Origin of the sequence: Paracoccus sp. P2, from assembly GCF_046335115.1 — a bacterium.
GTDB lineage: Bacteria > Pseudomonadota > Alphaproteobacteria > Rhodobacterales > Rhodobacteraceae > Paracoccus > Paracoccus pantotrophus.
In genome coordinates, this window is sequence record NZ_JBGOSN010000003.1 from 45,110 (window position 1) to 67,006 (window position 21,897).

At 67.2% G+C, this 21,897-nt stretch carries 19 protein-coding genes and 1 pseudogene; 9 read left to right on the plus strand and 11 right to left on the minus strand.

The window, feature by feature from the left end; genetic code table 11:
* Positions 1-33: 33 nt before the first annotated feature.
* Positions 34-1,263 carry a 5-aminolevulinate synthase gene (gene hemA, locus ACDP63_RS02585; protein WP_024845191.1) on the minus strand — a complete coding sequence of 410 codons (1,230 nt, stop codon included), beginning with the start codon at positions 1,261-1,263 and terminating at the stop codon, positions 34-36.
* Between the two features lie 169 nt (positions 1,264-1,432).
* Here hemA and ACDP63_RS02590 point away from each other — a divergent pair, with 169 nt between their 5' ends.
* Positions 1,433-2,818, plus strand: a complete 1,386-nt coding sequence (locus ACDP63_RS02590) for a M20/M25/M40 family metallo-hydrolase (protein ID WP_024845190.1) — start codon at positions 1,433-1,435, stop codon at positions 2,816-2,818.
* Positions 2,819-2,986: 168 nt separating this feature from the next.
* A complete protein-coding gene (locus ACDP63_RS02595; protein WP_409927680.1) occupies positions 2,987-3,562 on the plus strand; it encodes a LysE family translocator in 576 nt (191 codons plus the stop codon).
* A gap of 129 nt (positions 3,563-3,691) precedes the next feature.
* Here the strand turns inward: ACDP63_RS02595 and ACDP63_RS02600 are convergent, their stop codons facing one another.
* The 5 genes from ACDP63_RS02600 to ACDP63_RS02620 form a co-directional block, all read right to left on the minus strand.
* Entirely contained in the window at positions 3,692-4,201 is a 510-nt protein-coding gene (locus ACDP63_RS02600) for a CarD family transcriptional regulator (RefSeq protein ID WP_024845188.1), read from the minus strand.
* 465 nt (positions 4,202-4,666) lie between these two features.
* Positions 4,667-5,005 carry a ferredoxin FdxA gene (fdxA, locus tag ACDP63_RS02605; RefSeq protein ID WP_024845187.1) on the minus strand — a complete coding sequence of 113 codons (339 nt, stop codon included), beginning with the start codon at positions 5,003-5,005 and terminating at the stop codon, positions 4,667-4,669.
* Positions 5,006-5,169: 164 nt separating this feature from the next.
* Positions 5,170-5,439 carry an RNA-binding S4 domain-containing protein gene (locus tag ACDP63_RS02610; RefSeq protein ID WP_024845186.1) on the minus strand — a complete coding sequence of 90 codons (270 nt, stop codon included), beginning with the start codon at positions 5,437-5,439 and terminating at the stop codon, positions 5,170-5,172.
* The gene (locus ACDP63_RS02615) at positions 5,436-8,363 is read right to left on the minus strand and encodes a helicase-related protein (protein WP_028709881.1); all 2,928 of its coding nucleotides are present in this window, start codon (positions 8,361-8,363) and stop codon (positions 5,436-5,438) included. The genes ACDP63_RS02610 and ACDP63_RS02615 overlap by 4 nt, the downstream gene beginning before the upstream one ends.
* Complete coding sequence (locus ACDP63_RS02620; RefSeq protein WP_028709880.1) at positions 8,363-9,088, minus strand: tetratricopeptide repeat protein; 726 nt, start codon at positions 9,086-9,088, stop codon at positions 8,363-8,365. The genes ACDP63_RS02615 and ACDP63_RS02620 overlap by 1 nt, the downstream gene beginning before the upstream one ends.
* A gap of 49 nt (positions 9,089-9,137) precedes the next feature.
* Here ACDP63_RS02620 and ACDP63_RS02625 point away from each other — a divergent pair, with 49 nt between their 5' ends.
* The 5 genes from ACDP63_RS02625 to ACDP63_RS02645 all read left to right on the plus strand — a co-directional run bounded on the left by ACDP63_RS02625 (position 9,138) and on the right by ACDP63_RS02645 (position 14,428).
* Complete coding sequence (locus ACDP63_RS02625) at positions 9,138-9,422, plus strand: SCP2 sterol-binding domain-containing protein (RefSeq protein ID WP_024845183.1); 285 nt, start codon at positions 9,138-9,140, stop codon at positions 9,420-9,422.
* A 3-nt stretch (positions 9,423-9,425) separates the two neighbouring features.
* The gene (locus ACDP63_RS02630) at positions 9,426-10,370 is read left to right on the plus strand and encodes an alpha/beta hydrolase (protein WP_024845182.1); all 945 of its coding nucleotides are present in this window, start codon (positions 9,426-9,428) and stop codon (positions 10,368-10,370) included.
* Positions 10,371-10,471: 101 nt separating this feature from the next.
* Positions 10,472-12,322, plus strand: a complete 1,851-nt coding sequence (locus tag ACDP63_RS02635) for a M3 family oligoendopeptidase (protein ID WP_024845181.1) — start codon at positions 10,472-10,474, stop codon at positions 12,320-12,322.
* A gap of 228 nt (positions 12,323-12,550) precedes the next feature.
* Entirely contained in the window at positions 12,551-13,732 is a 1,182-nt protein-coding gene (locus ACDP63_RS02640; RefSeq protein ID WP_024845180.1) for a dipeptidase, read from the plus strand.
* A 36-nt stretch (positions 13,733-13,768) separates the two neighbouring features.
* A complete protein-coding gene (locus ACDP63_RS02645; RefSeq protein ID WP_024845179.1) occupies positions 13,769-14,428 on the plus strand; it encodes a glutathione S-transferase family protein in 660 nt (219 codons plus the stop codon).
* 436 nt (positions 14,429-14,864) lie between these two features.
* On the opposite strand, the pseudogene ppk2 reads toward ACDP63_RS02645, so the two are convergent.
* A pseudogene (gene ppk2 / locus ACDP63_RS02650) lies at positions 14,865-15,764 on the minus strand (polyphosphate kinase 2); the annotation flags it as partial.
* A gap of 359 nt (positions 15,765-16,123) precedes the next feature.
* Between ppk2 and parE the strand changes: the two are divergent.
* The gene (gene parE, locus ACDP63_RS02655; protein WP_024843233.1) at positions 16,124-18,094 is read left to right on the plus strand and encodes a DNA topoisomerase IV subunit B; all 1,971 of its coding nucleotides are present in this window, start codon (positions 16,124-16,126) and stop codon (positions 18,092-18,094) included.
* A complete protein-coding gene (locus tag ACDP63_RS02660) occupies positions 18,091-18,399 on the plus strand; it encodes a YnfA family protein (protein WP_409927681.1) in 309 nt (102 codons plus the stop codon). Before parE ends, ACDP63_RS02660 begins: the two co-directional genes overlap by 4 nt.
* A gap of 101 nt (positions 18,400-18,500) precedes the next feature.
* Here ACDP63_RS02660 and ACDP63_RS02665 read toward each other — a convergent pair whose 3' ends face one another.
* From ACDP63_RS02665 to ACDP63_RS02680, 4 genes are all read right to left on the minus strand, one after another.
* Positions 18,501-19,127: a LysE family translocator gene (locus ACDP63_RS02665; RefSeq protein WP_036747217.1), complete on the minus strand. Its 627-nt coding sequence runs from the start codon at positions 19,125-19,127 to the stop codon at positions 18,501-18,503.
* Between the two features lie 103 nt (positions 19,128-19,230).
* Positions 19,231-19,737, minus strand: a complete 507-nt coding sequence (locus tag ACDP63_RS02670) for a phosphatase PAP2 family protein (RefSeq protein ID WP_024843236.1) — start codon at positions 19,735-19,737, stop codon at positions 19,231-19,233.
* Between the two features lie 116 nt (positions 19,738-19,853).
* Positions 19,854-20,528 (minus strand): ABC transporter ATP-binding protein, encoded by a 675-nt coding sequence (locus ACDP63_RS02675; RefSeq protein WP_024843237.1) that lies wholly within the window; start codon positions 20,526-20,528, stop codon positions 19,854-19,856.
* Positions 20,521-21,822 (minus strand): ABC transporter permease, encoded by a 1,302-nt coding sequence (locus tag ACDP63_RS02680; RefSeq protein WP_024843238.1) that lies wholly within the window; start codon positions 21,820-21,822, stop codon positions 20,521-20,523. The genes ACDP63_RS02675 and ACDP63_RS02680 overlap by 8 nt, the downstream gene beginning before the upstream one ends.
* Positions 21,823-21,897: the final 75 nt, after the last annotated feature.

Here is a 21,897-nt window from a genome sequence, read left to right on the forward strand (position 1 = left end):
ACGGGCGCGAGAGGTCTTCACCCCGAAACCGTCTCAGGCAGCCGAAGTTGAACGGTTCAGTTTGCACTGCGACCAGAGGCTGTCCATGGCCTTCACCAGGTGGTCGATCTGCTTGGGGTCATGCACCGGCGAGGGCGTGAAGCGCAGCCGTTCCGTGCCGCGCGGCACGGTCGGGAAGTTGATCGGCTGCACATAGATGCCGAAATCGGCCAGCAGCATGTCGGACAGCGCCTTGCAATGCACCGGGTTGCCGACATGCACCGGCACGATATGGCTGCCATGGTCCATGATCGGCATGCCCAGCCCGCGCAGCCGCATCTTCAGGATGCGGGCGTTCAGCTGCTGCTGGTCGCGCAGCAACTGCCCCTCGGCCGTCTTGAGGAAGGCGATCGAGGCCGCGGCGCCCGCCGCCACCGCCGGCGGCAGCGAAGTGGTGAAGATGAAGCCCGGCGCATAGGAGCGGATCGCGTCCACCATCTTGGCCGAGGCGGCAATATAACCGCCGAAGACGCCGAAAGCCTTTCCCAGCGTGCCGTTGAAGATGTCAATGCGATGGCTCAGCCCGTCGCGCTCGGCCACGCCGCCGCCGCGGGGGCCATACATGCCGACGGCATGGACCTCGTCCAGATAGGTCAGGGCGTTGAACTCGTCCGCGAGGTCGCAGATCGCGGCGATGGGGCCGAAATCGCCATCCATGGAATAGATCGACTCGAAGGCGATCAGCTTGGGCGCCTCGGGATCGTCGGCCTCCAGCAGCTCGCGCAGATGCGCCACGTCGTTGTGGCGGAAGATGCGCTTGGCGCCATCGAAACGCTTGATCCCCTCGATCATCGAGGCGTGGTTCAGCTCGTCCGAATAGATGATGAGGCCGGGAAACAGCTTGCGCAGGGTCGAGAGCGTCGCGTCATTGGCGGTATAGGCGCTGGAAAAGACCAGCGCGGCCTCTTTCCCGTGCAGATCGGCCAGTTCCCCTTCCAGGCGCTTGTGATAGACGGTGGTGCCCGAGATGTTGCGCGTGCCGCCGGAACCCGCCCCCGTGGCATCCAGCGCCTCGTGCATCGCCGCCAGCACCACCGGATGCTGGCCCATGCCCAGGTAGTCGTTCCCGCACCATACGGTGATCTGGGTCTCGGTCCCGTCGGGACGGGTCCAGACCGCCTGCGGATAGGCCCCCTTGCGGCGCTCGATGTCGATGAAGGTGCGATAACGACCCTCTTCGTGCAGCTTGCCGATGGCCTGATCGAGGGCGGCTGAATAGTCCATCACGGATCCCTTGCCTTGCTTGAACTTGCTCGCTTGGGGGATCATGCTGCGATCCCGCGGGTCATACCTTGATACGCATCAAGCCAGAGAAAATACAGCGTAAAAATGTCGCACCCATACCAAGATGACAGGCATTTTCTCTGATAAAATCAATCAGGAAAGGCGAAGGATGACGGACAATTCCAGAATCGGCGAAGTACTTTCAACGCTGGACGCGGGGCTGCCCCAGGCGCTCGACCGGCTGATGGAATTTCTTCGCATTCCCTCGGTCTCGACCGACCCGGCCTATGCGGCCGAGGTGCGGCGGGCGGCGGAGTGGCTTTGCGCCGAACTGACCTCGCTGGGCTTCCAGGCCGCGTTGCGCGACACGCCCGGCCATCCGATGGTGGTCGCGCATTCGCCCAAGGGCACGCGGCGGCCCTTGCTGTTCTATGGCCATTACGACGTGCAGCCGGTCGATCCGCTGGAACTGTGGCACCATCCCCCCTTCGAGCCCCGCATCGAGCATACGCCCCAGGGCAGGGTGATCCGCGGCCGCGGCGCCTCGGACGACAAGGGCCAGCTGATGACCTTCATCGAGGCGTTCCGGGCCTGGAAGGCCGTGCATGGCAGCCTGCCCTCGGACCTGGTGCTGCTGTTCGAGGGCGAGGAGGAATCCGGCTCGCCCAGCCTGCGCCCCTTCCTGCGCGAGAATGCCGGGGAATTGCGCGCCGGCATCGCCATGATCTGCGACACCGGGCTTTATGCCGACGGCCGCCCGGCCATCACCACCCAGCTGCGCGGGCTTTGCGGCGAGGAGATCGTGATCCGCGCCGCGGACCGCGACCTGCATTCCGGCAGCTTCGGCGGGCTGGCGGCGAACCCGGTCCAGATCCTTGTCAACGCGCTTGCGACGGTCAAGGACGCCAGCGGCCGCGTCACCCTGCCCGGCTTCTACGAGGGCGTCGAGGAACTGTCCCCGGAACTGCGCGCCGACTGGGACGCGCTCGGCTTCGACCCGGCCGAGTTCCTGGCGCGCGTCGGGCTGAAGCATCCGGTCGGCGAGACGGGCCGCACCGGGCTGGAGATGGTCTGGAACCGCCCCACCTTCGAGATCAACGGCATCACCGGCGGCTATACCGGCGAGGGCTTCAAGACCGTCCTGCCGGCCGAGGCCCGCGCCAAGGTCAGCTTCCGCCTGACCGGCACCCAGGATCCCGACCGCATCCGCGAGACCTTCCGCGCCCATGTCCGCGCCCATGTGCCCGAGGATTGCACCGTCGAGTTCCATGGCCATGGCGCAAGCCCGGCCAGCCGCATGGACATCTCGGACCCGGCCTTCGCCGCGGCCAAGGCGGCGCTGAGCCAGGAATGGGGCCGCGAGGCCGCCTATATCGGCGCCGGCGGCTCGATCCCCATCGCCGGGGATTTCAAGGAGATCCTGGGCATGGACTCCATGCTGATCGGCTTTGCCCGCGACGACGACCGCATCCATTCCCCGAACGAGAAATACGACCTCGACAGCTTTGCCAGGGGCGCGCGCAGCTGGGCGCGCATCCTGGCCGCCCTGGGCTGAGAGGAGACCGGGGACGGCGGCCCGGCCGGGTCGCCTCCCTCGGCGCGGCGGCAGCGGCGAAAAAGGGGCCGAGACCGGATCCTTGGCTTGCGCCCGTGACCCAGATCAATTCATGGGGGCAAGCGCCGTGATAGGGCGCGGGCAGCATTGAAAGGACAGGCATCCAACATGACCACGGCTGCATTCGTTTCGACGGTTCTGGCGCTGCTGCTGGCGCCGGGGCCGACGAATACGTTGATGGGAATCGCGGGGGCGCAGCGTGGCCTGGCCCGCGTCGCGCGCCTGCTGCCGGCAGAGCTGGCAGGCTACCTGACCGCCATCCTGCCGCTGGCCTTCCTGGGCGCGGGGCTGCTTGAACAGATGCCGGCCCTGGCGGTCGGGCTGAAACTGGCGGCGGCCAGCTGGATCATGGTTCTGGCGACGGCCCTGTGGCGGGCGCCGGGCAGCGATGGAGAAAGCCGGGACATCGGCGCCCGGCGGATCTATGTGACCACCGTCCTGAACCCCAAGGCGCTGATCCTTGGCCTTGTCCTGCTGCCCGCGCCGCAGGATCCGGCTTTCGCGACGCGGCTGGGGATGTTCTGCCTGATGGTGATCGGCGCGGCCTTGGCCTGGGGCTGCGCCGGGATCCTGGCGCAGGCGGGAAACGGCGGCCGGGAACGGCTGCAGGGCGTCCAGCGCGTCGCCTCGGTCTGGCTTGCATTCGTCTCGATTTCGCTGGTGTTCGGCCTCATGCGCGTCTGATGCCCGGCGGCGCTGTCCCGCGGGGCTCCGCCTCGGCTCCGGGGCGGCAGGCAGCCTCGGCGCGGACCCGCATCCCGGCATGAAAAGGGGCGCCCCGCGGGCGCCCCGATCATCCCGGCGGGCCGTCCTTCAGGCGGCGCGGGCGGTCAGCACGGTCTCGACCTTCTTCTGGGCGCCGGCCTCGTCCATGCCGGAAACGGCGGCGACCTCGCGGGTCAGGCGGTCCAGCGCGGCCTCGTAAAGCTGGCGCTCGGAATAGGACTGTTCGCGCTGGTCGTCGGTGCGATGCAGGTCGCGCACCACCTCGGCGATCGACATCAGATCGCCCGAATTGATCTTCTGCTCATATTCCTGGGCGCGGCGCGACCACATCGCCCGCTTGACGCGGGCCTTGCCCTTCAGCGTGTCCAGCGCCCGCTCGACCAGGTCCGGGGTCGAGAGGCCGCGCATGCCGATCTCGGTCGCGCGGGCGGTGGGCACGCGCAGGGTCATTTTGTCCTTCTCGAACGAGATCACGAACATCTCGAGGCGCAGCCCCGCCACCTCCTGCTCTTCGATCGACACGATGCGGCCCACGCCATGCGTGGGATAGACGACAAAGTCATCGGGGCGAAATTCGGTCTTCTTGGCTTTCGACATTGGGCATCCTTCGCAGTTGCGCCGCCGCGCGACACAAAAACCCCCAAGGAGGGACGATCCCCCCTTACGGGCCAACATTGTTGTTCTTGCACTTCTGACCGGGCAGTCGATCAGGACAGGCAGCAACGCCGGCCAGGCCACAAAAGCAGCCCGACCGGCGCGAGATGGCTGCACCATAGCACAAAAATCGCGCCGGTTCAAAGGTTCCCTGAAAAGCGGCACCGGCCCCGTTTGGCGAAAGAAAATCGTTTAAACTCAACACCAGGAAAACGCCTCACCGAACAGAGCCGATGCATGGTCAGGGCGAATCGACGCCCTCGCCACGGACACGATCTAGCGGCCGCGCCCCCGGCCCGCCAGCGATGCGGCAGTCAAATCCCACATATGAGACGGGACATGATGCGCGGCAGGCACAGTCGTTAGCATTTCAAACAAGATCGGGGACCACCAGCGGAACCGGAGGTCTCAATCCCCTTCACCGGGCGCTTCCGAGAAATATTTCTCCAGCTTGCCGGGCATGCCGTCCATCTCCTGATAGCCGGGCATCGGATCCTTCTTGCGCGTGATCACCGGCCAGGATTCGGCATATTTGCGGTTGAACTCGACCCATGTCTCCATGTCGGGCTCGGTATCGGGGCGAATCGCGTCAGCCGGGCATTCCGGTTCGCAGACGCCGCAGTCGATGCATTCGTCGGGATGGATGACCAGCGTGTTCTCGCCTTCATAAAAACAGTCCACGGGGCACACCTCGACGCAGTCGGTGTATTTGCACATGATGCAGTTTTCAGTGACGACATAGGTCATGGCGAGATATTCCTGTTTCCTGATCGGCTAGTTACGCCCGCCGCCGCCATCAATCAAGGCCACCGCCGGCGAAAAGACGAGGATATGGCCGAGCCCCGTCCGGGATGGGATGGCGTTCTGTCGCAGGGGCGCGGACCGGAACCCGGTTCTTTGCCCCGCCTTGCCTAGAGTTCCTCGTAAAGCGTCGCCGCCTCGCTGGCCGGGCCGCGCCGCGCGCCCAGAAGCAGGATCCGCAGCACCCGCACCCGGCCATGGGCCGAAACGGTGACGGTATCGCCGCCCCGCACCGCCTGCGCCGGCTTGCTGCAAGGCTGGCCGTTCAGCCGGATGCCCCCGGCGCCGATCGCATCGGCGGCCAGGGTGCGGGTCTTGAACAGCCGCGCGTGATGCAGCCAGCGGTCGAGCCTGATGCTTTCGCCGCCTTCCCCGATCACGTCTTGTTCTTGAGCGCGGCGAGAACGGCGAAGGGGCTGTCCGGGTCGGCCTGTTTCTCGGCCCGCGGCGGGCGGGCCTCGAAGCTCTTGGGACCGTCATGGCGCGGCTTGCCCTTGGGTTTGCCCTTCGGCCCGCGTTCGGGTCGGTCGCCGCGTTCACCACGCGGCTTGCCTTCGAAGGGCTTGCCCTCGCGCCGGTTCTCCTGTCCGGCCTCGCGCTCGCGGCGCGGGCCACGTTCGCCTTGCGGACGCCCCTGGCCCTGACCCTGGCGCTCGCCGCGCTCGGGCCGGCGATGGCCGCCGCGGGGGCGCGGCGCCCAGGTGAAGGTATAGAACACCTCGGTCTCGGGCGCCGGTTCGCCGGCTTCGTCCCCTGCCCCGGCCGGATCCCCGGCTTCGGCCTGAGCCTCCGCCTCGGCGGCCTTGCGAGCGGCCTGCTCGGCCTCCCATTTGGCGCGGGTTTCGGCGGCAAGCACGCTTTCTTCCTCGGTCAGCGGATGCTCGTGATCGGCCTCCTCCGGCGCCGGCGCCGCGGCAGGAGCCGTTTCGACGCGGACCTTGGGCCTCTCGCCCTTTTCGGCGCGATAACCCAGGCCCTGCATCAGCCCGGCGAATTGTTCCAGCGTCATGCCGGTGATCGACAGCATGTCCGGCGTCGCCTCGAAGCCGCCACGGCTGTCCTGGCCGCGCAGCATGTCGGCCAGCCGTTCCAGCATGTCGATGCGGATCGCGCGTTCACCCGCCGGGTGATAGCCCGAGAGCGTGTAATAGCCCTTGGGCACGTCGGGCAGGTTCGGGATCGTCACCAGGCCGGGGGGCGGGCTTTCGGGAAATTCCGACAGGCCCTGGTCCAGCCCCCAAAGCACCAGCCGCAGCCGGGTCGGCGCCGGCTTCAGCAGCGCCGGCTGGAAAATGGTGAACTGGCCGAAGCGCACGCCATGCTTGCGCAAGAGGCCGCGCGCATCCTGGTCCAGTTCCTTGACCTCGGCGGCGACGCCCTCGCGCGGCAGCACGCCCAGCGCCTCGACCAGGCGGAAGGCGAAGCCGCGGGCCAGCCCGGCCAGCGTCTCGTCGTTTTTCAGCGCCAAGAGCGGCTCGAACAGGGTGGCGATCTTACGGTCGATGAAATGCTGCAGCCGGCGGCGCACCTTCTCGGCGATCTCGGGGCCCGCCTCCTCATCGACGAAGGCCTCGACGCCGGGCTTCAGCGCCTCGGCGCCCTTGACCAGCTTGCCCACCGCCGAGGCGCCCCACATCAGGCCGCCCTGTTCGGTGAAGTCCAACTCGGTATCCGGCGCGTTGTAGAAGCGGTCGGCGCGCAGATGGAACTCGGGGCGCAGCGCCTCATAGGCGGCGCGTTGCAGCATCCGCGCCTCGTCCCCGGTTGCGCTCGGATCGGCGTGGAAGCGGAAGCCTTCCAGACGGCCGGCGAACTCGCCCTCGACCGTCACTTCGCCCTTGTCATTCACCTCGGCCAAAAGGCTCTCCTTCTGCTTGAGCCGGCGCAGCAGCACGGACGTGCGCCGGTCCACGAATCTTTGCGTCAGAGCCGCGTGCAACGCGTCCGACAACCGATCTTCTACCGCGCGCGTCTCGGCACGCCAATGACTTTCGTCCGACACCCAGCCGGATCGTTGGGCAACATAGGTCCAGGTGCGTATATATGCCAATCGTTTCGACAATGTGTCGATGTCGCCCTGAATCCGGTCAATGCGGCGGATCTGCCCCTCCAGCCAGTCGCCAGGCAGCTTGCCCTCGCGCAGAAAGCCGAAGATCCGCGCCAGCAGCGTCGAATGCTCGGCCGCCGAGATCGAGCGGAAATCCGGGATCCGGCAGACGTCCCAGAGCAGCCGCACCTCGCGCGGATGCGTCACCTGGTCGCGGATCTCGGGCATCGCCGACAGCGCCTTGAGCGCGCGGATGTCGTCCGCCTCGCGCCCGCGCGCCAGCCATTCCGATTGCGGCTGCGTCTCCAGTCCTTGCAGCAGCCGCTCGACCGTGCCGAATTCCAGCGCGGCATTGCGCCACATCAGCCGGCTGATCGGCTGGAAGCGGTGGTTCTCGATCGCCTCGACCAGCCCCTCGTCCAGGGGGCTCGCATCGCCGGTGACGCCGAATGTGCCCGGCTCGGTATGCCGCCCGGCGCGGCCGGCGATCTGGCCCAGCTCGTGCGGAAACAGCGGCCGATAGCGGCGGCCGTCGAATTTCTCGGTGGCGGAAAAGGCGATGTGGCGGATGTCGAGGTTCAGCCCCATGCCGATGGCGTCGGTGGCGACCAGGTAATCGACCTCGCCCTGCTGATACATGGCGACCTGGGCATTGCGGGTGCGCGGGCTCAGCGCCCCCATGACCACGGCGCAGCCGCCCTTCTGGCGACGGATCAGCTCGGCCGTGGCATAGACCTCCTCGACCGAGAAGCAGACGATGGCCGAACGCGGCGGCATGCGGCTGATCTTCTTCGAACCGGCCCAGGAAAGCGTCGAGAATCGCTCGCGCCGCATGAACTGCGCCTGCGGCACCAAGGCGGCGATGGCCGGGCGCATGGTGTCGCTGCCCAGCAGCAGGGTTTCATGCAGGCCGCGCATGTTCAGCAGCCGGTCGGTGAAGACATGGCCGCGTTCCGGGTCGGCGCAAAGCTGGATTTCGTCGATGGCGACGAAATCGGCCCCGACCTCGGGCATGGCCTCGGTGGTGGCGACCCAGTATTGCACGCGCTCGGGCACGATCCGCTCCTCGCCCGTGACCAGCGCCACGACCGAGGGGCCGCGCGCCTTGACGATGCGGTCATAGACCTCGCGCGCCAGCAGCCGCAGCGGCAGGCCGATGACCCCGGTGCGATGCGCCAGCATCCGGTCGATGGCGTAATGCGTCTTGCCGGTATTGGTCGGGCCAAGGACGGCCGTGACCCGCGATCTGTCATTCATCAGGCGTCGGTGCCCTGCAGTTTGCGTTCGAGGCGCTGGACGGCATCCTGCGCCTCCTGTTGATGGGGATGGATCTTCAGGCTCCGGCGAAAGGCCACCAGCGCGTCCCGGTCGTCGCCCAGTTCCTCGAGGATGGTGCCGAGCTGGGTCAGGGCGCCGAAATGGCGCGGCTCCAGCCGCAGCACCTGCCCCAGGTCGGCGATGGCCGGGCCGAAATCGCCGTCCAGATAGAAGGCGACCGAGCGCAGATACCAGCCGGCCGCGAAATCCGGCGCATGATCGGTCAGCGCGGTCAGGTGGCCGATGGCGGTGACGGTATCGCCCGCGTCCAGCGCCGCCTCGCCCCGCTTGTAGAGCAGGTCCATCGCCGCCGAGCCGGAACGCGACCAGATGCGCAGGATGTCGGTCTCGGCCCGCGCCCAGGTCTCGCCGCCCGGCTGGGCCAGCTCGGCGAACAGCAGGTCCAGGTCTTCGCGCTCGCGCAGCCGCGCCTCGGCGGTCGGCTCGGAGGCGGCGGCGGGTTCGGAAAGCGGGCTTTCGGGCAGCGCATCGCTTTCGGCTTGCGGCGGATCCTCTGGCAGCGGCAGATCCTGCACCGGCATCGCATCGGGCGCGGCGGCGCCGTCCTGCCGCGCATGGCCGGCCCCGGCCCCCGCCAGCCCCAGGAAAAGTGCTGCCGCGACGGCATGATGGAAATGGGGGACTGGCAAAAGCATATTCCCCATGTAACTTTCCCCATCGTCTAATTCCAGACACGAGAACAGGAGATCGAGAATGAGCAAAGTGGTCGAGGCAGCCGTGGCCGCTCTGGACGAAAAGGCCAAGGGCTTCGACGGCACCGCCAAATTCGTCATCGAGGGCGAGGGATCGGTCTATATCGACGCCGACGGCGCCCGCGCCGCCGATGACGAGGCCGAGGTGACGCTGACCGCCAGCCGCGAGACCTTCGAGGGCCTGCTGTCGGGCGACGTGAACCCGACCACCGCCTTCATGACCGGCAAGCTGCGGGTCGACGGCTCGATGGGCACGGCGATGAAGCTGGGCGCGCTGCTGTCCTGAGCGATGAGGCCGGCGCCCTTCAACACCTTGCCCGGCGATCCGCTGCCCACGGCCCGCGCCTTCTGGCTGCGGGCCGAGGACGGGGTGCGCCTGCGGGCGGCGCATTGGCCGGCGGGCGGCGCCTCGGGAACGGTGCTGCTGTTTCCGGGCCGCACCGAATACCTGGAGAAATATGCCGAGGTCGCGGCCGAGCTGAACGCCGCCGGGCTGGACGTGCTGGCGCTGGACTGGCGCGGACAGGGCATGTCCGACCGGTTGCAGGACAATGCCCGGCCCGGCCATATCGGCGATTTCGCCGATTACCAGCGCGACGTGGTCGAACTGGTGGTCGCGGCGCAGGAACTGGACCTGCCGCGGCCCTGGCACCTGCTGGCGCATTCCATGGGCGGCACCATCGGCCTTGCCGCGCTTGGTGCGGGCCTGCCGGTGCAAAGCGTGGTGTTCTCGGCGCCGATGTGGGGCATCAACCTGCGCCGCGTGCCCGAGGCGCTGGCGCTGGCGCTGGCCGGCACGCTGAGCCGGCTTGGCCGCGGCGGCCATCCCGCGCCGCGCACCGGGGGCGAGGACAGCTTCGTGCTGCTGGATCCGTTCCACGACAACCTGCTGACCCATGACGGCCGGCGCTGGGGCCGGCTGGTGGCCGAGGCCGCGGCCTGGCCCGACATCTCGGTCGGCGGCGCCAGCAACGACTGGCTGCGCGCGGCGCTGCTGGAATGCCGGCGCCTGGCCGCGCTGCCCCCGCCCGCGCTGCCGGCGCTGATCGCGCTGGGGGATTGCGAGCGGGTCGTCTCGGCCCAGGCCATCCGCAACCGCGCCGCCGCCTGGCCCGGCGCCCGGCTGCTGGAACTGGCCGATTGCCGGCACGAGCCGATGATGGAGCGCGACCCGGTCCGCAGCCGCTTCCTGGACGCCGCCATCGCCTATTTCGGCGCCGCCACCACGCCCTGAATCGCGCCTTGAATCGGGCCGACGCCCCTGCCCCGGCACATCGCATGGCTTGCAGCCAGACGGTTCAGAGGTCACATGTTGAGCACACGAAAGGAGCGATCATGACGATTTCTGCCCGCAGCCCCCTGGACCGCGTCCTGCCGCGAGACGAGAATGCCTTGCCTGTCCCGGCCCAAACCCCCGATCTGGGCGCGTTGCCGGAATGGGAACTGGGCGATCTCTATCCCGCACCCGATTCGCCGGAACTGGCCCGCGACATCGAGGCGGTCGAGCGGGCCTGCTGCATCTTCGCCCGCGACTACGACGGCAAGCTGGCCTCGCTCGACGCCGGCAAGATGCTGGAATGCATCGAACGCTACCAGGAGATCGACATCCTGGCCGGGCGGGTCATGTCCTATGCCGGGCTGCGCTATTACCAGAACACCACCGATTCGGCCCGCGCCAAGCAGATGGGCGACCTTCAGGACCGCATCACCGCGGCAACGACCAAGCTCGTATTCTTCAGCCTGGAGTTCAACCGCATCCCCGACGCGCGCTACGAGGAAATCTTCGCAGCCCCGAACGGTCCCGCCCGCTACAAGCCGGTCTTCGACCGCATGCGCGCCATGCGCCCCTACCAGCTCTCGAACGAGCTGGAACGCTTCCTGCACGACAATTCCGTGGTCGGCGCCGCCGCCTGGAACCGGCTCTTCGACGAGACCACGGCCGGCCTGACCTTCGACGTCGCGGGCGAGGAACTGGGGCTGGAGGCCACGCTGAACCTGCTGACCGACCACGACCGCGCCCGGCGCGAGGCCGGTGCCCGCGCCCTGGCCGAGGTCTTCGGCCGGAACGTCAAGCTCTTCTCCCGCATCCACAACACACTGGCCAAGGAAAAGGCCATCGAGGACAAGTGGCGCAAGATGCCGACGCCGCAGACCGCGCGCCACCTGTCAAACCATGTCGAGCCCGAAGTGGTCGAGGCGCTGCGCGACGCCGTCACCGCCGCCTATCCGCGCCTGTCGCATCGCTACTACCGGCTCAAGGCCCGCTGGCTCGGCCTCGACAAGCTGCAGGTCTGGGACCGCAACGCGCCGCTGCCCAGCGAAAGCCCGCGCCTGATCCCCTGGGCCGAGGCGCAGGCGACGGTGCTGGACGCCTATGCCGGCTTCTCGCCGAGGCTGGCGGAACTGGCGCAGCCCTTCTTCGACAAGGGCTGGATCGACGCGGCGGTGAAGCCCGGCAAGGCGCCGGGCGCCTTCGCCCATCCGACCGTGACGACGGTGCATCCCTATGTGCTGCTGAACTACCTGGGCAAGCCGCGCGACGTGATGACGCTGGCGCATGAACTGGGCCATGGCGTGCACCAGCGGCTGGCAGCGGCGCAGGGCGAATTGCTGGCCGCGACGCCGCTGACCCTGGCCGAAACGGCCAGCGTCTTCGGCGAGATGCTGACCTTCCGCGCGCTCTTGGCAAAAACTGCCGACAAGGCGCAGCGCAAGGCGTTGCTGGCCGGCAAGGTCGAGGACATGATCAACACGGTGGTGCGCCAGATCGCCTTCTACGATTTCGAATGCAAGCTGCACGCCGCCCGCGCCAAGGGCGAGTTGACCCCCGAGGACATCAACGCGCTCTGGATGTCGGTGCAGGCGGAATCGCTGGGCGACGCCTTCGAATTCATGCCGGGCTACGAGACCTTCTGGACCTATGTGCCGCATTTCGTGCATTCGCCCTTCTACGTCTATGCCTATGCCTTCGGCGACGGGCTGGTGAATGCGCTTTATGCCGCCTATGAGGACGGGCTGCCCGATTTCCAGGCAAAATATTTCGACATGCTGGCGGCCGGCGGTTCGCGCCACCACAAGGAGCTTCTGGCGCCCTTCGGCCTTGATGCGTCCGATCCCGCCTTCTGGGACAAGGGCCTGTCGATGATCGAGGGCTTCATCGAGGAGCTCGAGGCCATGGAGGACTGAACCCTCGCGGCGCCGGGGGCGCTTCGCCCCCCGGACCCCCAGAGGATATTTGGACAAGAAAGAACAGCAGGGCTTCTTCCGCCGTTCTTCCTTGTCAAAATATCCCGGGGGAATCCCGGAGGGATGGGGGCAGAGCCCCCGCTTCCTCCCGGCCTTGGCCAGGGCAGTTTTCCGTCGCCTGCGGCATGGGCCTGTCCTATGCTGCCGGGAAACCGGAAAGGGGGCGGCATGATCCGCATGATCCGACGCATCATCCTTTGGCTTTCGGTGCTCGCGGTTCTGGCCGCCGCCGTGGTGGCGATCTGGGGACCGGGATTCGTCGAGCGGCGGCTGAACCCCGTGACCATGCCGGCCGAAGGCTGGCCGGTCTCGCCCCAGGCCGAGGCATTGCATCAGAGACTGGTGATCGGGGACTGGCATTCGGACGCGCTGCTTTGGGACCGCGACCTGCTCAGGCATGCCGAGCGCGGCCATACCGACATCCCCCGGCTGGTGCAGGGCAATGTCGCGGTGCAGGTCTTTACCACCGTCACCAAGAGCCCGCGCGGCCAGAACTATGGCCGCAACTCGGCCGAGGCGCCGGACAATATCACCCCGCTCTTCATCGGCCAGCTGCGCCCCCTGCCCAGCTGGTTCAGCCTCAAGGAGCGCGCGCTGGTCCAGGCCGCCGCCCTGCGCCACGCCGCCCAACGCGCGCCGGACCAGCTCATGCTGATCCGCTCGGCCGAGGATTTGCAGACCCTGCTGGAAGCACGGCAGAACGGCGCGCAGACGGTGGGCGCCATCCTGGGCGCAGAAGGGGCACATCCGCTGGAGGGACAGATCGGCAATCTCCAGGTGCTTTACGGTGCCGGCTTCCGCCTGCTGGGCCTGACGCATTTCTTCGACAACGAGTTGGGCGGCAGCCTGCATGGCGAAGGCGGCAGCGGCGCCGGGCTCAGCCCCTTCGGCCGGCAAGTGGTCGAGGAGATGATGGCCAAGCGCATGATCATCGACCTGGCCCATGCCAGCCCGCAGATGGTGCGCGACGTGCTGGCCATCCCCGGCACCCGGCCGATCCTGTCCCATACCGGCATCCACGGCCATTGCCCCAGCCCGCGCAACCTCGATGACGCGCTGCTGAGGGCCATCGCCGACAAGGGCGGGCTGATCGGCATCGGTTATTGGGCCGACGTGGTCTGCGGCAAGACCCCGGCCGACATCGCCGGCAGCATCCAGGCCGCCATCGCGCTTGTGGGGGAGGACCATGTCTCGCTCGGCTCGGATTACGACGGCTCGGTCGATGCGCCCTTCGACGCCGCCCATCTGGCTGCGCTGACCCAGGCGCTGCTGGATGCGGGCCTGAGCGACCAGCAGATTGCCAAGGTGATGGGCGGCAACATGATGCGCTATCTTGCCCAGATGCTCTGAACCCGCCTAAGCTGCCCGCGCATCAAGGAGAGGCCCATGCTGACCGTCTACGGCGTCACCCGCTCGCGCGCATCGCGCATCATCTGGCTGTGTCACGAACTGGGCCTGCCCTTCAAGCAGGTGCCGGTGATCCAGGCCTATCGCCTGCCCGACCCCGACGCACCGGACGCGCCGCTGAACACGCATTCGCCGGATTTCCTGAAGCTTTCGCCCGCCGGCGCCATCCCGGTGATCCAGGACGGCGACCTGGTGCTGTCGGAATCGCTGGCCTGCACGCTGCACCTGGCGCGCAAATACGGCCAGCCCTTCGGCCCCGCCGATGCCCTCGAGGATGCGCTGATGCTGCAATGGAGCTTCTACGCCGCCACCGCCATCGAGCAGGACGCGCTGGCCATCCTGTTCAACCACGGCAAGGGCCAGGCCCAGCCCGGCGCGGCCCAGGCCACGGTCGCCCATGCCGCCGAGCGGTTGGTCCGGCCCTTGCGCGTGCTGGAGGATCACATCGCCCGGCATGGCCACCTGGTCGGCGGCCGCTTCACCGTGGCCGACCTGAACCTGGCCGAGATCCTGCGCTATGCCCAGGGCTATGGGCCGCTGATGGAGCAATTCCCGGCCGTCGCGGCCTGGCTTGACGATTGCCAGGCCCGTCCCGCCTTTCGCAAGATGTGGCAAGAGCGGCTGGCAGAACCCGAATAAGCGATCGCAGGCCGGCATCCGCGCCGCGCCCTGGATAGGGCAAAATCATCCAGGCCGGCAGGCTGGGGGGCGGTCCCGCCTGTCCGAGCGCAGGATGTGTCCCGGCCGCCCTTTCGGCAGCTCCCGACAGCGGGGGCAGCCTCTCGCGCCCGGTGGCCGGGTGCGAAAGGCATCGGCAGGCCCGCGCCGCCCGGCGCGGATCGCGCGATTCGATACGACATCGGACACATGGCTTTTCCGGCCCGCGGCAGGATCGCCGGAGCCGGACCGAACCCGGCGGCCGGACCGCGCTGGGAACACTGCAACCGGCCACGCTGCCGGCTTCCTTGCGCCGCTTGCACAAGGCCCTGGCCAGGATCGCGGAAATTCATTCCAAGCCTTGCCGATTGACGGATTGCCGACGGCCGGCGCAAATCGCCGGCCCGCCCGCAGGCGTTCATCCCGGAACCGGATCCATCACCTGCATTGCCCGTCGGTTGTCGGGATGCAGCGAGGAGCCCAGGATGTGTTCGGCCGAATGGATCACATGGCTGGCATGGCCGACGATCAGCGGGTCGGGCGCCGTCGCGATGGCCGGATCCTTGTCGGGATAGTCCAGCGTCGACAGGAAATGCCGCATGCAGTTCAGCCGCGCGCGTTTCTTGTCGTTCGACTTGACGATGGTCCAGGGCGCATCGGCGGTGTCGGTATAGAAGAACATCGCCTCCTTCGCCTCGGTGTAGTCCTCCCATTTGTCGAGGCTGGCCAGGTCGATGGGCGAGAGCTTCCAGCGTTTCAGCGGATCGGTCTCGCGCGCCTGGAAGCGCGCCCGCTGCTCGTCGCGGGTGACCGAGAACCAGTATTTGTAAAGCCGGATGCCCGAACGAACCAGCATGCGCTCGAATTCGGGGGCCTGGCGCATGAACTCCAGGTATTCCACCGGCGAGCAGAAGCCCATGACCCGTTCGACCCCGGCGCGGTTGTACCAGCTGCGGTCATAGAACACCATCTCGCCCGCGGTCGGCAGGTGTTGGATGTAGCGCTGAAAGAACCATTGCCCGCGCTCGATCTCCGAGGGCTTGTTCAGCGCCACCACCCGCGCGAAACGCGGGTTCAGATGCTCCATGAACCGCTTGATCGTGCCGCCCTTGCCGGCGGCATCGCGGCCCTCGAACAGGATGACGAATTTCTGCCCCGTCTCCTGCGCCCAGATCTGCACCTTCAGCAGTTCGGCCTGCAACCGGGCCTTTTCCCGCTCATAGGCGACGCGCCCCATCCGGCGCGGATAGGGATAGCGCCCGCTTTCGAAGGCCAACCGGATCGCATCCGGGTCGAGGCTGGGAAAGCTTTTCGGCCCCGTGGCCTCGGACGGAGGCGAAGGGGTGAAAGGCGGGGGGGCGGTGGCTCTGCCATTGCCGCGCCGGACCCCGCGAAACCGTTAACAGGCGGCGTGGCCGGGGACTCACTAGAAACCGGATGACCTTCCATTCGCCCCGACCACGCTGCAATTCGATAACAGCGTCGGATATGCCACCCTCGGCGAGCAGGCGATTTGACCTCGATCAAGAAAACCGCGCTTTTTCATGAAACCGTCGCAAATGCATCGTCGCATTGCTCCATCCCTTGCGGTCGGCGGCGGCTGATCCACTTTCCCTTGCCCCCGGCCCGTCGGGCATGAGATAACCCCGCCCCAGAAGAACAAGACGAGCAGGTGCGATGGCCGACGATCTCTTCCCCGCCGCGGATAAGGCTTCCGACAGCTATTCGGCATCCTCGATCGAGGTGCTCGAGGGGCTGGAGCCGGTGCGCAAGCGACCCGGCATGTATATCGGCGGCACCGACGAGCGCGCGCTGCATCACCTGGTGGCCGAGATCCTCGACAACTCGATGGACGAGGCAGTCGCCGGCCATGCCAGCCGCATCGAGGTCGAGCTCTTGGCCGATTTCAGCGTGGTGATCCGCGACAACGGCCGCGGCATTCCCATCGACCCGCATCCGAAATTCCCCGGCAAATCGGCGCTGGAAGTGATCCTGTGCACGCTGCATGCCGGCGGCAAGTTCTCGGGCGACGCCTATCAGACCTCGGGCGGCTTGCACGGCGTCGGTGCCTCGGTGGTCAACGCACTTTCCGACAGCATGGTGGTGCAGGTCGCCCGCAACCGCGAGCTTTACGAGCAGCGTTTCTCGCGCGGCCTGCCGCTGGGCCCGGTCGAGAAGGTCGGCGCCGCCCCGAACCGGCGCGGCACCACCGTCACCTTCCACGCCGACGAGCAGATCTTCGGCCATCACCGCTTCAAGCCGGCGCGGCTGCTACGCATGGTCAAGTCCAAGGCCTATCTGTTCTCGGGCGTCGAGATCCGCTGGAAATCCGAGATCGACGACGGCGAGACGCCGCTGGAAGCCACCTTCCACTTTCCCGGCGGGCTGGCCGATTACCTGGGCGAGGTGCTGGGCAAGGCCTCGACCTATGCTGACCGCCCCTTTGCCGGCAGCGTCGATTTCAAGGAAAAGTTCAACACGCCCGGCAAGGTCGATTGGGCGATCAACTGGACGCCGTCGCGCGACGGCTTCATCCAGTCCTATTGCAATACCGTGCCCACGCCCGAGGGCGGCACGCATGAGGCCGGCTTCTGGTCGGCGATCCTGCGCGGCATCCGCGCCTATGGCGAGCGGGTCAGCAACAAGAAGGCGGCGCAGATCACCCGCGACGACCTGCTGGCCGGCGGCTGCGCGCTGGTCTCCTGCTTCATCCGCGAGCCGGAATTCGTCGGCCAGACCAAGGACCGCCTGGCCACCACCGAGGCACAGCGGCTGGTCGAGGGCGCGGTGCGCGACCATTTCGACAACTGGCTGGCGGCGGATACGAAATCGGCCGGCGCCATCCTGGACTTCCTGGTGCTGCGCGCCGAGGAGCGGCTGCGGCGCCGGCAGGAAAAGGAAACCGCCCGGAAGTCGGCCACCAAGAAGCTGCGCCTGCCCGGCAAGCTGGTCGATTGCTCGGCCACCAATCGCGAGGGCACCGAGCTTTTCATCGTCGAGGGCGATTCGGCGGGCGGCAGTGCCAAGATGGCGCGCGAGCGCACCACCCAGGCGCTTTTGCCCCTGCGCGGCAAGATCCTGAACGTGCTGGGTGCGGCCTCGTCCAAGCTGGGCTCGAACCAGGAGATCGCCGATCTCTGCCAGGCGCTGGGCGTCGGCATGGGCTCGCGCTTCAACATCGACGACCTGCGCTATGACAAGATCATCATCATGACCGATGCCGATGTGGACGGCGCCCATATCGCGTCGCTGCTGATGACCTTCTTCTTCACGCAGATGCGGCCGCTGATCGACAAGGGGCATCTCTACCTGGCCTGCCCGCCGCTTTACCGGCTGACGCAGGGCGCCCATCGCGTCTATGTCGCCGACGATGCCGAGAAGGAGGCGATGCTGGCCAAGGGCCTGGGCGGCAAGGGCAAGATCGACGTGCAACGCTTCAAGGGCCTGGGCGAGATGGACGCCAAGGACTTGAAGGACACCACGATGAACCCCAGGACGCGCAAGCTGATCCGCGTCTCGATCGACGAGGAAGAGGGCGGCGAAACCGGCGACCTGGTCGAGCGGCTGATGGGCAAGAAGCCCGAGCTGCGCTTCCAGTTCATCCAGGAGAATGCCCAGTTCGCCGATACCGAGGAACTGGACGTGTGATCCTGGCCGCACCGCTGGCGATCTATGTCCTGGCGGCGCTGGCCGAGATCGCCGGCTGCTTCGCCTTCTGGGCCTGGCTGCGGCTTGGCAAATCGCCCCTCTGGCTGATTCCGGGGATGGTCTCGCTGGCAGTTTTCGCCTGGCTCCTGACGCGGGTGGATGCGGATTTCGCCGGCCGCGCCTATGCGGCCTATGGCGGGATCTATGTCACGGCCTCGCTGGGCTGGCTTTGGCTGACCGAAGGCCAGGTGCCGACGCGCTGGGATCTGCTCGGCGACGGGCTTTGCGTGCTGGGGCGATGGTGATCCTGACCGGGTCGCGCGCGTAGAGGATCGTTACGAGCGGCAAGGCTGGGATCGCTTTGTCAGCCATGCGGACATTCCTGCCGTTGCACGGGAAGATGCCGTTACGGCCTTGAGAGAAGCATACGGATGCCCGCAACCCCGAAGATCGCGGCAAGCACTCCCTCGATCCACCGGCGCGAGTGTTGATAGGCGCACCCCATGATGCGGGTTGAGAACGCGATAGCATAGCCGACATTGACTGCAATAGCCATGATTGCGCAGCCCCCCATCATGATCAGGATGGTGTGAGAGGGAGCATCAGGACGCACCCCCAAAGACATGATCGCTATCCATCCCAGGACAGCCTTTGGGTTGGAGAGGTGAAGCAACACACCCTTACGATAGAGCGCCCAATTGCCTGCACATGGGACGGAAACCACTTGACTGGCATGACTTGCCAACGCTGATCGTGCGGATTTCCACGCCAAATAAAGCAGATATAGGCCACCAGCGACCTTAATCGTAAACATGGCACCAGCATAGGCGGTAAGCGCCGTTGAGATGCCACTCGCCGCAAGAATTGCCCAGAACATGCTGCCCGTCACCACCCCGAGAGCCAGTGCAACCGCGCGCAAACGGCCTTGCTGCATAGCGACCCCCATGATTGACATGGTGCTCGGTCCGGGGCTGGCAATCGCGATCAGGTAGACAGCGAAGACAGGTAGAAGGTTAGAGATTTGCTCGGTCAATATAGAACACCTGTCGCTAGCTGCAGCTCTACCGAACACCGTAACCGTTTTTTCGCCGTAATAAGAGCTTCCCGCATCGTCTAGGCGAACGCCTGGTTAGGGCTCAAAACCGCATCCCCAACGAAAAGCTTACCCCCTCGCTGCCAATGCCGAAGCTCGCAGCGCCGAACGAAACCCCCAGCAGCGCGCCGCTGAACACCTGCGCCGGAGTGTGTTCGCCGGCATGGACCCGGCTCCAGCCCGTCAGCCCGGCGGCGCCATAGGCGGCACCGCCGGCCAATGGCCTGTCCTCGAAGCATTTTCCGGCCAGGTCCGAGGCGCCGAAGAAGGCCGCCGCCGTATGGCCCGAAGGGAAGCCCTTGCTCTCGCCCGAAGGGCGGCGCGAGATCGGGGCGCCGTCGAAGAATTCCTTCATTCCCCAGACCAGCGCCGCCTGCAAAACGCCGCGCACCGCGAAATCCTCCAGCCGGTCCTGGTCGGCAGCGCAGACCGCCGCCGCCAGCGGCAGGCCGTATTTCATCGCCGTGCCGAATTGCTCGAACGGGTCGGCATCAGCCTGGGCGGGCAGCAGGCAGAGCAGCCCGAGCAGGGCTGCGCTACGCCTGCGCACGCGGCGCGCGGACTTAGTCGCAAGCCCAGCCTCCGCCGGGCCTGGAGCCGTGGTCACCATGCTGCGGCCAAGCACCGCGCATCCCCCGGCCATGCACCGCCGGCCGGCATCTGCGCTCATGCCGCACCGCCCTCGTCCAGCCGGATCACCCGGTCCATCCGTGCCGCCAGATCCATGTTATGGGTGGCGATCAACGCCGCGAGCCCGGTCTCGCGCACCAGCGCCATCAGCACGTCGAAGACCTTGTCCGAAGTCGCCGGGTCCAGGTTCCCCGTCGGCTCGTCCGCCAGCAACAGCGAGGGCTGGTTGGCCAGCGCCCGGCAGAAGGCGACGCGCTGCTGCTCGCCTCCCGACAGCTGCGCCGGGCGGTGGTCGGCGCGGTGCGACAGCCCCACGCGGCCCAGCAGGTCCAGCGCCCGCGCATGCGCTGCCGTCGGCGAAATACCATTGGCGAGCTGCGGCAGCACGATGTTCTCCGCCGCCGAGAACTCGGGCAGCAGGTGGTGGAACTGATAGACGAAGCCCAGCTCCTCGCGCCGCGCCTCGGTCCGGGCCCGGTCGCTTTGCCCGGCCATGTCGCGGCCGTTCAGCAGCACCCGGCCCGAATCGGCCGTGTCCAGAAGGCCGGCGATATGCAGCAGCGTCGATTTCCCGGCGCCCGAGGGCGCGACCAGCGCCACGACCTCGCCCCGCGCGATCCGCAGCGACAGCCCGTCCAGCACCGGCACCGGCGCGGGGCCGCCGATTCCGTAAGTCTTGGAAATCCCTTCCAGAACCAGGATATCACTCATAGCGCAGCGCCTCCACCGGGTTCATGCGCGCGGCGCGGCGCGCAGGAAAGATGGTCACGACGAAGGACAGCGCCAGCGACAGCGCCGCGGCGCGGAAGATATCCCAGGCCCGCAGGTCCGCCGTTAGGTGATAGATGCCGCGCACCTCGGGCTGCCAGGCATTGCCGCCGGTCAGCGCGTTCAGCGCCGCCATGATGTGATCGACATTGAGCGAAAGGGCCACCCCCAGAGCCACGCCGGCAATGGTGCCGATCACCCCGGTAAAGGCCCCGCAGAGGAAAAAGACCCGCAGGACCGAGCCCTCGGTCAGGCCCATGGTGCGCAGGATGCCGATGTCGCGGCCCTTGTTCTTGACCAGCATGATCAGCCCCGAGGTGATGTTCATCGAGGCGATCAGCACCAGGATCGACAGGATGATGAACATCACGTCATCCTCCATGTCGAGCGCGGCCAGGAACGACCCCGAAGCGTCGCGCCATGTCCAGACCTGCGCCCGCTCGCCCGCAGCCTGCAAGAGCGGCATGGTCCAGTCGTCGATGCGCTCGGCATCGGCGACATAGACCCCGATCTCGTCGGCCTGCCCCTCGCGGTTGAAGAAGGCCTGCGCCTCGGCCATGGGCATGTAGATGCGGGCCTTGTCCACGTCGTAGCGCCCGGCCGAGAAGATATAGACCACCTCGAAGGATTCGACCCTGGGGGTGGTGCCGAAGGGGGTCTTGGCGCCCTCGGGGGCGACCAGTTGCAGCCGGTCGCCGACGCCCAGGCCCAGGTCGCGCGCCATGCCGATGCCGATGGCGATGCCGCGGTCGAAATCGTCAAGATTCCCCAGCGCGCTCTGGGGATCGGCGATGCCCGACATGCCCCGGAGCGCATCCAGCGTGATGCCGTAGACATCGCCCAGCGAGGCCGCATCGCCCTGCCGCGCCATGACCTGCGCGCGGACCGCCGGAACAGCGCGGGTCACGCCGGGGATCTGCATGATCCTGGCGGCGAGCGCATCGTAATCCTCGACCCGGCCGGGGGTGACATAGGTCTCCTCGGTCAGCTCGTTATAGATCTGGGTGGGGGCGTAATAGACCGTGCTATGGGCATTGGCGCCCAGGATGGTGTCGACGAACTCGGCCCGGAAGCCCGCGCGCACCGCCAGGGTGGCGATCAGCGCCATCACCCCCAGGGTGATGCCGATCAGGCTGATCCAGGTCATCACGCTGACCCCGCCTTCGGCCCGGCGCGCGCGCAGGTAGCGCCAGGCGATCATGAACTCGTAACGCGAAAACGGGGCGGGGCTGGCCATCGCTCACCTGTCTGTTGGGTGGCGCCTGATTGGCCTTTCGCCGCCGGCAATGCAAGCCAACAAGGCCGTGACCGC